Below are 15,860 nucleotides of genomic sequence, written 5' to 3'. Positions count from 1 at the left end.
TGCGCCCGGCCGATCAGAATTCGGCACCGACCGTCACACCGAAGGTGCGCGGTCTGATGGGAGCGGCAGACAGGGTCGTGCCTGGGCGCAGCAGGAAGCTGCCCAGGCTCGTCAGGCCGCGCGAATCGGTGACGTTGCGCACATAGGCATTGATGCTGAAACGCTCCAGCTGCACGCCTGCGCGCAGATCCGCCGTGGCATAGCCGTCCAGCTGCAGGCGGTCGCCGAAAGTCGCCTGATAGTTCGGATCGAAATTGCCCGCCCGATCGCTGATCAGCGTGACATTGCCGCCCACGAAAGCCGTCGCTTCGCCCCCGATCGACCATTCGTAATCGGCCGCCAGATTGGCCGTCCACTCGGGGGCATAGGGCAGGCGGTCGCCCGCAAAGCCGCCATTGCCATCCGGCAGATCTTCATCGAGGCTTGCGTCATTATAAGCAACGCCGGCCACGACCTCGAAGCCGCGCGTCGGCCGTACGGTGGCCGTGATTTCGGCGCCCTTGCTGGTCGCGGTGTCTCCATTGCCGTCCGCGCTCACCGGGCCGATCGCGGTGTTGTAGGTGACCAGCACCTGGATGTCGCTCCAGTCCAGATAGTAGACGGAGGCGTCGAGCGAGAATTCGCGGCCGGGCGTCTCCGCCCTCACGCCTGCCTCGTAGCTGATCAGCGTATCGGCGTTGAACTGGGTCGGAAAGTTCGGGCCGGCCCCCGGCGGCACCACGTTCGGCCCGCCGGGGCGATAGCCCTTCGCCACCCGGGCATAGAGCGTGGTGAAATCGGAAATCTCGAACCGCGGTGCGACCGACCAGGTAAAGACGTCCTCGGACGAATTGCCCGCAACGATCTCCGGCACCTCGTCGGGCGTCGCGCCGGACAGGACCAGCAGCGAGCCATTGAGAACCTGCGACGTATCCTGCTCGTTATGGCTGTAGCGCGCGCCTGCCGTGATATCGAACCGGTCAGACAGGTACAGGGTTACACTGCCGAACGCGGCATATTCCTCGTACTCGGAATCCAGCGTTGCCGTCAGGAAATCGTCGTAGACGAGCCCCGGCGCGACTTCGAGCGTGGGATCGAGCAGGCGCGGATCCTCGAGCGGGAAAGGCATGTACGCCTGGAGAAGAAGCCCCGTCTCCTTCGTGTAATACCCCCCAACCAGCCATTCGAAGCTGTCGCTGGCCGCAGAATCCAGCCGCAGCTCCTGCGTGAACTTTTCCTGCGACGCCGATGATGGGAATACGACCCCCAACGGCCCGGCGTCGGGATAGAGCGCGCCGAAGATGGCGTCCGCAATGCCCGGCAACTGGTAGGTGACATCATAGGCCTCGCTCTGGTCGAGCGTTCCGTAGCTGGTCACCGATGTGAGCGAGGCAGCCCCGAAATCCCAGCCGATCGTGCCGCTGTAAAGGCGGTAGTCGACGTCATTCCTTTCGGGGAAATACTCGGTGCGAACCAGACGCCCATCGAGCTGATCGCCGGTCGCCGGATCCTGCGCGATGGGATCGTGCGTGACCGGATCGACGTCGAAAGCGGCCTGCGAATTCGCACGGATATTCTGCGCCAGCGCGGTCAGGCGGACCGAAAGGTTCGCAGTCGGCTCGAACAATAGCGATGCCCTGCCGCCGTAGCTTTCGAAATCATTGGCGTCCTCGCGGTCGATCCCGATCGTGTCGATGAAACCGCCCGACTTGCGATAGTAGCCGCTGGCACGAAGGGCCAGGCTGTTGCCGAGAGGGACGTTGACCACGGCATTGCCGCTATAGCCTTCGCTGCCGCCATCGGTGAGTTCGAACCCGGCGCGAACCCGCGCCTCGAATTCGCCAAGCTTGGGCTTCACGGTGACGAATTTGACGAGTCCGCCGAGCGAGTTGGCGCCGTAGAGCGTCCCCTGCGGGCCGCGCAGGACTTCGACCCGTTCGATGTCGAAGGTGTCGATGTCGCCTGCCAGCACCGCGCCGTTGCTCTGCCCCGTGCTGGGGCTGAAGGGCGTTTCGTCGACATAGATCGCGGCCGTCGGGCTGGCTCCGCCGGTGTTTACGCCGCGCAGGATGACGCGGGTCTGGCCGGGATTGGACTGCTCGAGGCTAAGGCCCGGAACCTGCGCCGCATAATCGACGAAGCTGGTCGCCTGCTGCTGCTCCAGCTTGTCCCCGCCGAGAACGGAAATCGACTGCGGGATCTGCGCAAGGGTCTGCTCACGCTTCTGCGCGGTAACGATGATGACGTCGCGACTGTGCGTGGCGGTTTCATCCTCGCCCGCGTCCGCTTCCTGCGCATGGGCGGCAACGCCCGATGCCAGCATGGCGATGACCAGCGCACTGCTGCCGAACCGCAAAGACCTCATGATGATTTCCTCCCGCCCCTGTAAGGAGCCCCTCGTGTTGCAGCCGGACTGGAGACCCGGAACTTTCACAATAAGACACTATTGTCCTGATTGGAGAATTGTCAACCTGATAGAGATGCCTCGTCCGGGTAGCCCCATATCTGCGCGGGGCAGGCGATCCGGCCAGCGGAATACTCGACCGAAGGACTGCGATCCTTCTGCAGGAAGGTCGGGCCATCGAGATCGACGATCTGGCACAGCTGCCCCACGAGGTAGGACGGCGCCATCGACAGGCTGGTGCCCATCATGTTGCCGACCATCACATCGAGGCCGAGCGCCCTGGCCCTGCGCGCGATGGCGAGGCCTTCGGTCAGGCCCCCGCATTTATCGAGCTTGATGTTCACGACATCGAACCGCCCTGGCAGATCCTCGGTATCCGCGAGGGTCAGCGCACTTTCGTCCGCGGCGATCGGGATCGGACTTTCGAAACCGTCGAGATCGCTCTCGCGCCCGCGCCGAAGCGGCTGTTCGAGCAAGCTCACGCCCACTGCTTGAAGTTCGGGCAGAAGCCGGGCGAGCGCGGCAATGTCGTAGCCCTGGTTGGCATCCACCCCCAGCCACGCATCGGGCCGCGCCTGCCTGATCGCCTTGAGCCGCGCGACATCATCGCTCAGGCCACCGGTCAGCTTGACCTTGACCGGTGCGTCGGGGTCCAGGGCAAGCGAAGCCCGCGCCATCGCCTCGGGCTCGTCTGCGCCAAGGGTCAGCGTGGAGAGCAGCGGGCGGGGCGCATCTAGTCCGGCGATCCGCCACACCGGCCGGCCTGAAAGCTTGGCCTCCAGATCCCACAGCGCGCAGTCGATCGCGTTGCGCGCGCCGCCGGGAGGCATGAGCGATTGCAATTCCTCCCGCGTCGCCCCCGCCTCGACGGCCACGCGCGCCGCCTCGGCCTGGCGGACCATGTTGTCGACATCGTCACCCAGATAATAGGCGCCAGCACCTTCGCCCCTCCCCTCCCGATCGGCCTCTTTCACCGATGCGACGAGTACTGCGGTCTTGTCGAACACATGGCCCGAGATGCGAAACGGCTTCTTGTAGGCAAACTCCTCGATCGATAGCGCGAGCGTTCTGCTGCGTTGCTCCGGCGAACGCATCAGTAGGCCATGCTATAGCCATAGAGGTGCTGGGTAACGGTGACCCAGCACAGGATCGCCCCGGCAAACACCAGCAGGACCGCGCCAAGCTTCATCGTCCAGGCGCGGTGGCCCCTGAAGCACAGGACAAGGTGCCAGATCGCGGTCCCCAGCAACCCGAAGGCCGCGATCGGCGTCAAGGTGCGCAGCAGGTTGAGCAGCCAGTCGAGATCGCCACCCAGCGCGCCGCTGTCCGCAGAGAACGCCTGCACCAGCATGACCCACCCGAGCACCACGGCAAGCACCAGCCAGCAAAAGGCGCGCGTCACCCGATAGGCGAGCAGCGGCCGCCCGGTCAGCGCGAACTCGGCCTTGTACCTGCGCCGCACGATCGCACGGATCGGCCAGGCCAGCGCGGCAATCGCTACAATGGCCAGCGCGATCAGGAGCGCGGGCACCAGCCACGCGGGATTGGTCCCGGCGGGCGCGGGGGTCAGCACCATGAACGGGGAAACCACGTCCATGCTGACGCGCACGACCTTGCCGTCCTTCACCTCGGCCGCGAGGCGCTCTCCCGAGTTGAGGTCACGCCACAGGAACGGCTCCACCTCCACCCAGTCGCGCGTCCCGGCAGAGACGAGATCGAGACTTGGCATGCTGATCTTGCCTTCGGGACCGACGGAGATCTTTGTCGCCCCGATCAGCCCGAGCATTCTCAGCCAGCTGTTGAAGAATCCCCTGCTGGAAACATAGGTGCCGGCCAGCATCTGCGCGTGTTCGCGCGCGGTCTCTTCGTCGATCGGCGTCACGTCCGCAGGGTCTTTGGCGGCAGGGAAATAGCGGTCGGCGAATTCATGGATGATCGTGCCGCGCAGACCATAGGCCGACGCATCCTTGCCCGCGCTGTTCATCGAGATGAACAGGCCGACGTCGGTACCGGGGAACATCCACAGATCGCTATGGAAGAAGTCGGTATCGCCGCCGTGGCCGATGCTGCGCTGGCCATTGATACGCTGTTCGTAGAAGCCCAGCGCCATGGTGTTCAACGGGCCGAGGCCCGGCGCGCGGAAGTCGTGCATCTGCTTCGCCGTCTCGGGCTTGAGCAGCGGGCCGCCGTTTTCGAGATGCGCGATCATGAACTTCGCCATGTCCGCCCCGCTGACCGAAAAACTGCCCGCCGGTTCCGGGATGACGATCTCGAAAGGCTCGGACGCGCCGTACATCTTCTGGTAGCCGCCCGACGCGAAAGGCCTGAGCCGATCGGGCAGCGGCTGCCGCGCACTGGCATAGCTCATGCCGAGCGGCCGGAAGATCTTCGCTTCGATATAGGAATGGTAGGGCGTGCCGCTGACCCGCTGCACGATGTAGCCTGCCAGCGCGGTCGCGTAGTTCGAATAGGCAGGCGTCGTGCCCGGTGCGAACACGCGCGCGGGCAAGGCCTTGCGCACATACTGGTCGAGCGGCAGCAGATCGTCCGGGTCGCTGGAGATCAGGTAGCGCACCGATTCCTCGAAGCCCGCAGTGTGCGTCATGATCTGGCGCAGCGTAATCGGCTTGCCTTCGTAGGGAGGAATTTCGAAGTCGAGATATTCGTTTACGTCGGTATCGAGATCCAGCCGCCCCGCCTCCACCTGCTGCATGACCGCGGTCCAGGTAAACAGCTTGGAGATCGAACCGATGCGAAACAGCGTGGCGTCGGGGTCGACCGGCTTGCGCTGGGCGAGGTCGGCATAGCCATAGCCCTTGTTCGCCAGCACCTCGCCGTCCTTCACGACGGTCACCACCGCGCCCGGGATGTCGCCATCGGCCAAGGCATAGGGCATGAGCCCGTCGAGCCAGGCACCGACATCCTCGGAGGTCATCGGGACGGCTTGCCGACTGGTGGACGCGGCAGGCGCACGCGTCTCCGGCGCATCCGCCAGAGCCGCCTTTGGAGCCAGCCCCAGCAGCGGCGCCAGACCGAGCAGCGCCAGCACCATCGCGAGCTTCTTGAACATTTCCCGTCCCCTTCTTCGACCATTGCCCGTCTTGCGAGCAGGCGCGTGTCGTTTTACGCTATAACAATAGCAGTCCTCGTCGGGACATAATGATCCTGATTGGAAAATTGTCAAATGAAGAGATCGAAACGCCATGGTGGCCCCGAGTAAGCGCCCGACCCTCGCCGACGTCATCAGGGGCATTCGCACGCGAAACGGCTGGACGCTCAAGCAGATGAGCGACAAGTGCGGCATTCCCGTCTCGACCCTCTCCAAGGTCGAACATGGTCGCCTGACGCTGACCTACGACAAGCTTCAGCAGGTCAGCGACCGGCTCGACTTGCGCATGTCGGACCTGTTCGCGGAAGAGAATGACGATTCGGCCGCGATGGTGACCGGCAGGCGCTCGATCGGCACGATCGAGAACGCGGTCCAGGTCACGACCGACAATTACGACTACCACTACCTGTGCACCGACCTGCGCCAGAAGCGGATGATCCCGATCATCACGCGCATACGCGCGCAAAGCGCGAAAGAGTTCGGCGACCTGGTCAGGCACCACGGCGAGGAATTTATCTACGTGATCGAAGGCGCGATCGAGGTCCATTCAGAGTTCTACGACCCGGTGACCCTGAAGCAGGGTGAGAGCATCTATCTCGACTCCTCGATGGGCCATGCCTACGTGACCGCCGCGAACTGCGAAGAGGCCGTGGTGTTGGGCGTATGCTCGAGCTCGGACGAAGGCCTGCTCGATTCCCTCATGAATTTGCGTACGGGTGAGGGCGACTAGACTGGCATTTTCGACCAATGGGCATCCAGGCCCGGTCCGCACTCCCGCCGTTCTTCCGCATCATCTGGGCACGCACTCGTCGCGCGTTGCCAAGGCTGGAGAACCCCAATCCCTCAGCCGTCGGCATCCTTCTGGCCGTATTGCCGGAAGGCGCCGATGATCCGCTCCATCTCAGCTTCCTCAAGCAGCTTCGGTCCACCCAGCGCGAGGGTTCCGCAATAGACGGCGGCCTGCTCCTCGATCTCTTCGGCGATCGCCATGGCGAGCGGGAGCGCAGGGGCCAGCGCGATCAGGCCGTGGTTGGCCATCAGGCAGGCATAGCGCCCGTCGAGCGTCTCGGCGACGCCCGCAGCAAGTTCCTCGCTGCCGAAGGTTGCATAGGGCGCCACGGGCACGCTGGCCGCCCCACTCACCGCGACCATGTAATGGAGGGGCGGAATTTCGCGGTGAGCACAGGCAAGGATCGTCGAATAGCGCGCGTGGCAATGGACGATCGCGTTCGCATCGGCGCGACGCCGGTACAGCCCCATATGCATCCGCCACTCGCTCGACGGGCGGGCCGATCCTTGCGCAACGCTGCCATCGCCGTCGACGAAAACCATCAGCTCGGGCGTCAGGCGATCCGGCGTCACGCCAGAAGGCGTCACGAACATGCCCGAGCCGAACCGCATCGAAATATTGCCCGAGGTCCCGCGGTTGAGCCCTCGCGCATCGAGTATGCGCATCGCATCGACCAGCTGCTGGCGGGCTTCGTCTTCGGTCATCGGCTTTGGTCCTTCACCGGCGTTTCGCGCATGAATGCAAGCGTGGTGTCGTAATCTTCAAGCACGCCGAGCGTGCCCACGCCAAGCGCGACCTGCGCCGCGGTCGCCATGCCGAAACGCAGCGCCTCCGCCTGATCAAGGCCGCGGGCGCGACCCGCGATATATCCGGCGCACAGGCTGTCGCCGCAACTGGTCGTATCGACCGGATCGATCCGGTGCGCGGGCGCATGGATCTGTTCATCGGGCAAGACGAGCAGCGCGCCATCGCCGCCCAGCTTGACGAGGCAGCCTTTCGCGCCGCGCGCCATGAAGCGGCGCGCGCCTTCGACCGGATCCTCCGTCCCCGCAAGTTCGCGCATTTCGGCAAGGCTGGGCATGAACAGGTCGACATGCGGCAGCAGCGTGTCGAGATCGGTCTGCGCAGCGTCCGTCGGTGCGATCAGGTCGCACGTGGTGAACACGCCGCGCGCCTGCGCCTCCCGCAGGTACTCCGCGCCCTTCCCCATGGTGCCGGGAAAGCCCACGCCAGCCCAGTGGACGTTGCGGGTGCGGTCGAGCGCGGCCAGTTCCGCTTCGTCCACGGGCGCGAACACGCTGGCCCCCATCATGTGCCAGTTGGGCCGATCGCCATTGGGCCGGATCGGAAGGACCGTGGTCGATGTCGGCCAGTTTGGATCGACCGCGAGCATGCTCGTATCGACCCCAGCCCCGTGCAGCATCGAACGCACGATCTGCCCCTGCGGATCGTCGCCGACGGCCGAAGAGAGCGCGGTGCTCAGGCCCAATGCCTGCGCGACGTAGACTGTGCCCCCCGCCGTGCCGGCTGGCGAGAGGGCGATCTTCTCGACGATCTGCCCCGCTTCGCCTTCAGGCAAGGACTCCACCGGACGAACCGTGATGTCTAGCGTCGTGAGGCCGACGCACAGCAGGTCGATCGGCGCGGCCATTATGCCGATGCCGCGGCCATTGCGGTCATCAGCGGGTGCGGCGGAATCTCGTCCAGCTTGCCCGCCAACGTGGCGAAGGCGTCCTCGGCCGCGGCGATGGTGTCCTCGATATCGCCCTCGGTCATCGCTGCGCACAGGAACATGTTGTGCCAGGGATGCAAGTAGAACCCACGGGCGAGCATGTCCTGCGTCCACGCATAGCCGACGCTGAAATCGGCATCGTCGGCGAACATGATCTGCGGCATCTGGACCGGGCCCGACTGGCGCAGGGTGAAGCCGTGCTTCTGCGCTGCGGCGTCCAGGCCCTCGCGCAGGCGTGTACCGAGGCGCTCGGAGTGTTCGAGATAGTCGCTTTCACGAATGATCCGCAGCGTCTCGATCGCGGCAGCCATAGGCACTGCCGAAAGCCAGAACGAGCCCGTCGCATAGATCGACCCCGCGCCTTCGCGGCAGCTGTTCGAACCGAGCAGCGCCGAGATCGGGTGGCCGTTGGCGAAGCACTTGCCCCATGCGCTGAGGTCCGGCTGAACGCCCAGCGCGCTCCAGCTGCTGCCGCGCGCGAGGCGGAATCCGGCGCGCACCTCGTCGACGATCAGCATCGCGCCGGTCTCGTCGCACAATTCGCGCGCGCGGCGGGCGTAGGCAGGCTCGGGCTCTTCCTGATCGATGAAGGCGTCGTGCTTGAAAGGAGAGGCGAAGATCGCGGCCAGATCGTCCCCCGCCTCGGCCACTGCGGCCTCGAGGCTGGCGACATCGTTATAGTCGTAGGCCTTCAGGTGCGCGCGGTCTTCGGCCACGGTGCCGGCCGGGATCGGCGTGCACCAGGGGGCGGCCCCGTGATACGCGCCCTTGGCGACCAGTACGGTGCGCTTGCCGGTCTGCGCCCGCGCGCTGCTCATCGCCATCGTGGTGGCGTCGGTGCCGTTCTTGCAGAACATGGCCCAGTCGGCATGGTCGACCATCGCAACCATGGTTTCGGCAAGCTCGACCAGCAGGGGTGAAGGCCCGGTCAGCACATCGCCGATCTCGGCCTGCGCCCGCGCCGCCGCCTCGACCCGCTCGTCCTTGTAGCCCAGCAGGTTGGGGCCGTAGGCGCACATGAAGTCGAGATAGCGATTGCCATCGACATCCCAGATATGCGCCCCCTCACCCTTCTCGAAGAACTGGGGGAAGCCTGCTGGCATGATCCGCACCGACTGGTGGCCATACATGCCGTTGGGAATGACTTTCAGCGCACGCTCACGCAGCGCGGCATCCTTCGTTCGGTTCATAACCGTCTCACTTGCCAATCAGAATTTGAGGACGGCCTGCACGCCATAGGTAGACGGATCATTGTAGTTGATCTGGTCCATGGTCACGACAGGCGAGATGTAGGTGATGTATCGAGTGCCGGTGACGTTCTTGCCCCACAGCGCCAGCTCGAGCTTTTCGTCAGCCGACAGCCAAGAGAAGCGCACGTTCGCAGTGCCGTAGGGCTCCACGCGATTGGCCCGAGCGTTGTCGGGGGTGAGGAAGGTTTCCGACTGGAAACTGCCGTCCGCGCGCAACTGCAGGGCGCTCCCGCCCGCCAGCGGCTGGGTGACCGAAAACCCGGTCGAGATCGAGAAATCGGGCGCGTTGACCAGATCGTTGCCGGAATAGTCCTCCGCCGCCAGCGCGATGAAGTCCTTGTACTCCGCATGGAGGAAGCTGGCGTTGACGAAGGCGTTGAAATAGCGCGAGGGCTGCGCCCGCAATTCTACTTCCAGGCCATAGATCTCGGCATTGCCCGCATTGAGCTTGCGCTGCACCGGGAGCACGCCGGAGGTGTCGAAGACGAATACCTGGAGATCGCGGTAGTCGTAGTAGAAAGCTGCGGCGTTGAAGCGCAGCTTGCGGCCCAGCAGATCGCTCTTGAAGCCCGCCTCGTAAGCGTAGAGCGTTTCGGAATCGAACGGCTGCAACTGCGCGGGATCGCTGGACGAACCGCCCGCGAAGCCGCCGCTGTTGTAGCCTTTGGACGAGGACGCATATATCATCACGTCGTCGCTCGCCTTGAACGACAGCGCGGCGCGCCACGACAGGTCCCTGAACGTCTCCGACCCCTCGAAATCGAGCACCGGCACGACGACCACGTCGTCGAAAAATGCCTCATAATCGAAGTCGATGCTGTCGACCGAATAACGCAGACCACCGGTCAGCGTCAGCCGGTCGGTCAGCTCGACATCGGCCTGTGCGAAAGCAGCCCAGCTCTCGGTCTTCTGGGTGTAGGGATAGGCGTAATTGCCGATCGAATTGACGGGATCGAGCGTACCCAGGAGATCGTCGGGATCGCGAAGGACGCGCAGGATATCGAACGAACTGTCCGTCACCAGCTTGTCGTGGAAATAGAAGCCGCCGAGGATCCAGTTGACCGGGCCACTGTCGTTCGACTGGAGCCGCACTTCCTGGCTGTATTGCTCGGGCCGGTCGATATAGGTCGCCGTCAGCACATCGTTCGGGCTGGCGTCGGTATCTTCCAGCGTGTTGCGGCGGACCTGCTCGTAGGCCGAAATCGAGGTGAGCGTAACGTCGCCGATATCGATCTTGCCGGTCAGCGACGCGCCGAACACATCGACGCGTTCCTGCCCTTCGATATTGTAGTCGCCCGCATCGATGTCGCCATCAGTGTCGGCATAACCCAGCCCGTCCAGCGGCACTCCGTCGACGACGATCGGATTGCCTTCCAGATCGATGCCCGAACCACGGTGCTGGAATTGCCGTGCGTCGCCGCGGTTCTGACCACCGTGAACGATCGCGCGGACGAGGACATCCGGGCTAGGCGTGAAATCGACGATCGCGCGCCCCGCCCACATGTCGAGCGCGTTCAGCTTGTTGCCGGTCACCCGATTGAGCAGCCAGCCGTCGCGCCGCAGGTAGGTGCCGGCAACGCGGGCCTTCAGCACATCGCCGATGATCGGACCGCCCACGCCCGCTTCGGCCTGCACCTCGTTGAAGCGGCCATAGGAGATCGCGGCATTGGCGCTGAACTCATCGGTCGGCTTGCGCGAGGAAAAGCGGATCGCGCCTGCGGTGGTGTTGCGGCCGTAGAGTGTCCCTTGCGGACCCTTGAGAACCTCTATGCCCTCGCTGTCGAACACGTTGAACAGCTTGCCCGCATTCGCACCGAGGAACACGTCATCGACATAGACGCCCACTGCGCCCGTCGTGTTCGAGTTGAAGTCGCCGATGCCCACGCCGCGCAGGAACAGCGATGTCGTGGTCGAGGATGTCCCCGCCTGAACCGACAGGCCCGGCACGAGAATCGTCAGATCACGCGGATCGCGGATGCCGACTTCGGTCAGTTCGTCGCCGCCGATGGCAGTGACGCTGATCGGAACGTCCTGAATGTCCTGCTCGCGGCGCTGCGCGGTCACGACGATGACATTGAGACCGCCCTCGTCGCCGCCCCTCGCAGCCTCCGGCTCGCCGGAAGCCGCATCACCCGCTTCTTGGGCAACCGCAGCGGCAGGCATCAGAGCCAGCATCGAGACCGACAGGACTGCAAAGGTACGCTTCATCGACTCCCCTCCCCAGGAATAATCCGATATTTGTCCGGTTTAGAGAGCAAGGCGGCGCGGATGAGTCAAGGGCGTTCGGTTTTTGGCCCGAATAACCGGATAAACGATTGCTTTTTAGCCAGACGTGCGGAAGGATGCGAGCAACAGGAGCGCAGATGAGCACCAGCGAAACAACCCGAGCGGAAATCCGCCGACCCTCGCAAAAACGCAGCCAGGCGCGGTTCGAGGCGATCCTCGACGGGGCCGAGAGGCTGCTCGAGAATTTGCCGCCTTCCGCAATCAGCATCCACGCAATCGCTGCAGAAGTCGGGATTTCGCCGCCGTCGATCTACCACTTCTTCCCCGAGCCGCAGCTGGTATTCAGTGCCCTGGCGGAGCGGTATCTGAAGCGCTTCGAAGCGAGCGTGCTCAACGAGGCACCGAAGGATGTAGAGAGCTGGCAGGAGCTTCAGACGCTGCAGTACCGCGCCGGGCAGAAATGGTTCAACGAGCACCCCGCCGCGCGCCAGGTTCTGCTCGAAGGTCCGGCCTGGTCGTCGGACATCCGCCTGCAGGATCTCGACAGCAACCTCGTCACCGCAGGCCGCAGCATCGAGCTGATGACGCAGACCTTCGTCATGCCCGAAATCCCCGACCTGCATGACCGGCTGGTCGAGATCATCGTGATCAACGATGCGATCTGGTCGCTGTCGATCCACCGCTACGGCCTGATTACCGACGCGATGGAAGAACAGGCGCGCCGGGCGCGGATCGCCTATTCGCGAACGTTTCTGCCGGAGTACCTGCCCCTACGAGCAGACCGGAAGACGCCGAGTTGACCGCCGCGCTCGATCCGGTGACCCGCAGGACGCTGGCCACCTCGATCCTGATCGGGGCCTGCGCCCTGCTCGTTCTCGGCGTGCATCCGATCCTGCTCGGCGCGATGGTGGAAGAGGGGCGGATTGCCGAGGCACAGGTCGGCAATCTCGTCACGATCGAGATGATCGCGATCGTGGTCGGCTCGCTCGCCGGCATCTGGCTGCTCCGCAAGATGGGGCCACGCGTGGTCGTTGGCGGGACGGCGATCGCCCTCACCGCCATCAACCTCTTCATGACCGAGCTTTCGGGCATGGCGGTGATTGCGACCTGTCGCGGGCTCGCGGGCTTGAGCGAGGGCGTTCTGGTTGCCTCCACGCTCGTCGCGATCTCCCGCGTGGCGCGGGTCGAGCGGGCCAGCGCCATTTTCCTCGCGGTCCAGACATTGATGCAGGCGATCGCGGCGGCCTCCCTCCCCTTCATGGCGCTGGGAAGTTCGCGCACCGGGACCGCCCTGCTAGTCCTTGCCTTCGTCGGCGGGATTGCGACGCTCTGCGCCCTGGCCCTTCCGCGAGAGCTACGACCAGCTCCGTCGAACGGCGAGCATGGCGCGCTCACGCCCGCAAGCCTGGCTGCCCTTGTGGGTGCAGGCCTGTTCCTTGGCGCGATCGTTTCGGTGTGGAGCTATTTCGGCCTCTGGCTGCTCGGCAATGGATATCCTCCCACGTTCGAGGGTACGGCGATATCGCTGTGCCTCGTCGCGCAGGTGGTGGGCGCGCTCACCGCCGCGCAGTTCGGTGAGCGATTGCCGAACCGCCGGACTATTATCGCCTGCGCTCTCGCTGCGGCAGTCTCTGCGATGCTGTTCCTGATGGTCGGCGATGACTCGGTGGCAATTCTGGCGGTCAGCGTCGCGTTCGGCTTCTTCTGGCTGTTCACCCTCCCGTTCTTTGCGGGATGGCTGATCGAAATCGACCCCTCGCGCCGGGCGGTGCTCTACATCACCGCCTTTCAGCTGGGCGGAGCCGCGCTGATGCCATCGCTCGCGGGAATTGCCGTCGGCAGATTCTCGGTCGATGCAGCAATGGTTTTCAGCGCCGGCGTATTTCTCGTCCTGGCCGCGCTGGCGTTCCTCAATAGAGCCTCGCATCCGTCAGATCGCCCTTGCTGAATTTCGAATAGAGGCGGGACGAGGTCGGGTCAGAGGACGATAAGGCCTCCTTCGGCTGGCCCGGTGCCCCATTCACAAGGAGCCCGCTCCGCCGATTTTCACTATTGGTCGACTTCCTCCGGTACGCGAGGGCCGTCTTCGAAGGCGTCCCAGATATCGAACCGGAAGGTCGGCTGCGGGCGCTCGTTCCGGATTTCGAAGATCAGGGCTTCGGTGGCCGGCGCTCCCTGCGGGCGGCGAACCGACACGATGGCCCTGTGCGTTCCCACAGAAAGCCCCTCCGGAATACGAAAGCGCCACAGGTGCGAACTTTGGGCGGCAGCGGCCCCCTCTGGTCGTGGCGGCGCCGGGGTAAATCGGTCCAGACGCCCCTGGATGTACCCTTGATTGGTAGCGATGCCGGACTGGCTCTGTATTGCGGCGCGGGCGACATTAAGTTGTCGCTGGAGCGCGAAGGGGTCGGAGAACTCAGGGCCGGTGCGGGCGGCTTCCCCCCGCCCCTCCTGCGTCCTCGTCATCGCTTCCGGCTCGCCACCGTCGATCGATATCATGGCGCTCGTATCGCTATCGCCAAGCCAGATATTGGCGGTGAGCCAGCTACCCGCCTCGATATCCGCAGGCGTCAGCAGTTTGACATCCGGCAGGTCCTGCACGCTCAGGGGCGGGACCTCGTCGTTCCTGTAAGCCTCCGAATCCCGCCATGCGAGCAGCCTTTCGGCCCATTCGCGATATGGGGGCGTGTTTATCGACAGCCACATCGCCTTGTCGGCTGGCTGCCCCGACGCAAGATAGTCGAGGCTGTAATCGGTCCCGCGGACCTCCATGTCGATATAGCCACGCGGCGATCCGTCGCCCTGCAGGCTCATCGGGATGCCCGAGATATCGAAGTCGCCGCCCCACCATGCGCCTGCGACAGCGCCCGCCACGACATGACGGAAGGGGATAGTCTCGACGCCGACCGATTCCTTCCACCCGGCGAAGGAATCGCCCGGAGCAAGATTTTCCAGCGTGTGGCTGTGCCCGGACAGATCGAGCGCCTTGCGGCCCTGCAGGAGCGCGTGCAGCTGTGCGGCGTTATCGGTCTGATGCTGCCAGCTCTCGCGATTGTCGAAGCCGACCAGCGGGATGTGATGGCCGATGACGATGAGGCGGTCCTGCGGCGTGCGCTCCAGCAGGTTCGCGACGAAGGTCATCTGGTCGTCGGTGAAGCGGCCATTATACGTCTTGCGCGGATCCTCGCCGCAGAAATCGCGCCCGAAGTCCCGGTAATCCGCGAGCCCGCAGGGATAGATCACGTTGTCGAGCCCGATGAAGACGACATCGCCGATTTCGAACGCGAAGGTGGCAGAGCCATATTCCCGGCGCCAGGTGTCCGAACTGTCGCTGTCGCGATCCGCATCGGAATCGTAGTCGTGATTGCCTTGCACCCACCACTGTGGAATCTCCGCCGCGCCCATTACATCCGCCAGACGCGGGATGAGCCCCAGATCGTCGCCCACCAAGTCGCCCAGAGCGAAAATGCAGGCGGGCGGATTCTCGCGTCCCTTGAGTTCCTGCACGATCGTATCGCGGGCATAGCCAACTTCCCGGCTTGCGGTGACCTGAGTATCGCCCAAAATCGCGCAATTGAAATTGGCGCCGACGGGGCTTTCGATCAGCGGAAAATTGATCGCGGCAGGCAAAGGGCCGGTCGGGGCCAGCCCGCCGAAGCGCAGCGGCTTCGGGGACCCTGCGGGCTTATGCTGGTATGCGAATTGCGGGACAAAGTTCTCGTCGGTCGGAACCTGCCAGCCCGAGGGCTGGATCACGAATAGGCTCATGTCGTCGAGCACCGGCAAATCATATCGGCCCGCGTCGTCGGTGACTGCGATGTCCCGGCCGTTGGAGACTTTCACGCCCGCAATGCCGCTTTCGTCGCGATCGAGCTTCCCGTTGCGATTTGCATCCTCGAACACGCGCCCGGTTGCCTCGCGAGGGGCTGGGGAGGAGCCCGAGACGACATCGATCCCAGCGAAATAGGGCGGCTCCGGCGACTGGGCCGACGCCCCCGCACACGACTGCGCGATTATTACTGCACTGCCACTCGCAAGCACATGGCGTACGCGCCGGCCGATCGTCTCTCTACCCATGTAGCCACCCACAAAATCAACAGAAAACGCACACATTACGGAAGTCGGAGCGATGCCCGCCATCCCGAGTCGAGACAGAGTCTCGCCGTGCCGCCCACGACTCAATCGGCTCTATTGCCGGATTTTATTGCGAATTTATGGCAGCCCATGCCGGCAATGAGTCGCTCAAGACGAACCTCATGCGTCGCCAGCCCCTCAGATGGATGACCGCTCACCCCAACGCTGATGTTGGATAATTGTCCGACTGTCACAAAAAGTGCACGCATCGCCACTAGCGGCCTCTCGCGGACCAG

The 15,860-nt window shown here is 64.2% G+C and carries 11 protein-coding genes; 3 read left to right on the top strand and 8 right to left on the bottom strand.

What is annotated here, in order from left to right; translation table 11 throughout:
* Positions 1-13: 13 nt before the first annotated feature.
* From ACYQ0L_RS13300 to ACYQ0L_RS13290, 3 genes are all read right to left on the bottom strand, one after another.
* Positions 14-2,344 carry a TonB-dependent receptor gene (locus tag ACYQ0L_RS13300; protein WP_459789776.1) on the bottom strand — a complete coding sequence of 777 codons (2,331 nt, stop codon included), beginning with the start codon at positions 2,342-2,344 and terminating at the stop codon, positions 14-16.
* 101 nt (positions 2,345-2,445) lie between these two features.
* Positions 2,446-3,477: a dipeptide epimerase gene (locus tag ACYQ0L_RS13295; RefSeq protein ID WP_459789775.1), complete on the bottom strand. Its 1,032-nt coding sequence runs from the start codon at positions 3,475-3,477 to the stop codon at positions 2,446-2,448.
* Positions 3,477-5,453, bottom strand: a complete 1,977-nt coding sequence (locus ACYQ0L_RS13290; RefSeq protein ID WP_459789774.1) for a serine hydrolase domain-containing protein — start codon at positions 5,451-5,453, stop codon at positions 3,477-3,479. Before ACYQ0L_RS13290 ends, ACYQ0L_RS13295 begins: the two co-directional genes overlap by 1 nt.
* A gap of 133 nt (positions 5,454-5,586) precedes the next feature.
* Here ACYQ0L_RS13290 and ACYQ0L_RS13285 point away from each other — a divergent pair, with 133 nt between their 5' ends.
* Positions 5,587-6,222: a helix-turn-helix domain-containing protein gene (locus ACYQ0L_RS13285; RefSeq protein WP_459789772.1), complete on the top strand. Its 636-nt coding sequence runs from the start codon at positions 5,587-5,589 to the stop codon at positions 6,220-6,222.
* A 113-nt stretch (positions 6,223-6,335) separates the two neighbouring features.
* On the opposite strand, the gene ACYQ0L_RS13280 is transcribed toward ACYQ0L_RS13285, so the two are convergent.
* From ACYQ0L_RS13280 to ACYQ0L_RS13265, 4 genes are read right to left on the bottom strand one after another with little or no spacing between them, the layout of a single operon-like run.
* A complete protein-coding gene (locus ACYQ0L_RS13280; RefSeq protein WP_459789771.1) occupies positions 6,336-6,986 on the bottom strand; it encodes a class II aldolase/adducin family protein in 651 nt (216 codons plus the stop codon).
* Positions 6,983-7,933: a carbohydrate kinase family protein gene (locus tag ACYQ0L_RS13275; RefSeq protein WP_459789769.1), complete on the bottom strand. Its 951-nt coding sequence runs from the start codon at positions 7,931-7,933 to the stop codon at positions 6,983-6,985. The genes ACYQ0L_RS13280 and ACYQ0L_RS13275 overlap by 4 nt, the downstream gene beginning before the upstream one ends.
* Positions 7,933-9,204: an aminotransferase class III-fold pyridoxal phosphate-dependent enzyme gene (locus tag ACYQ0L_RS13270; RefSeq protein WP_459789768.1), complete on the bottom strand. Its 1,272-nt coding sequence runs from the start codon at positions 9,202-9,204 to the stop codon at positions 7,933-7,935. Before ACYQ0L_RS13270 ends, ACYQ0L_RS13275 begins: the two co-directional genes overlap by 1 nt.
* A gap of 18 nt (positions 9,205-9,222) precedes the next feature.
* Positions 9,223-11,472 (bottom strand): TonB-dependent receptor, encoded by a 2,250-nt coding sequence (locus tag ACYQ0L_RS13265; RefSeq protein WP_459789767.1) that lies wholly within the window; start codon positions 11,470-11,472, stop codon positions 9,223-9,225.
* A 155-nt stretch (positions 11,473-11,627) separates the two neighbouring features.
* Here ACYQ0L_RS13265 and ACYQ0L_RS13260 point away from each other — a divergent pair, with 155 nt between their 5' ends.
* Positions 11,628-12,290 (top strand): TetR/AcrR family transcriptional regulator, encoded by a 663-nt coding sequence (locus tag ACYQ0L_RS13260; protein WP_459789766.1) that lies wholly within the window; start codon positions 11,628-11,630, stop codon positions 12,288-12,290.
* Complete coding sequence (locus tag ACYQ0L_RS13255; RefSeq protein WP_459789764.1) at positions 12,287-13,438, top strand: MFS transporter; 1,152 nt, start codon at positions 12,287-12,289, stop codon at positions 13,436-13,438. Before ACYQ0L_RS13260 ends, ACYQ0L_RS13255 begins: the two co-directional genes overlap by 4 nt.
* Positions 13,439-13,539: 101 nt before the next feature.
* Here the strand turns inward: ACYQ0L_RS13255 and ACYQ0L_RS13250 are convergent, their stop codons facing one another.
* A complete protein-coding gene (locus ACYQ0L_RS13250) occupies positions 13,540-15,567 on the bottom strand; it encodes a calcineurin-like phosphoesterase C-terminal domain-containing protein (protein WP_459789763.1) in 2,028 nt (675 codons plus the stop codon).
* Positions 15,568-15,860 lie beyond the last annotated feature (293 nt).

It is taken from the genome of Alteriqipengyuania triglochinis (genome assembly GCF_054655655.1).
This window is presented reverse-complemented; position numbering and strand designations above follow the sequence as displayed.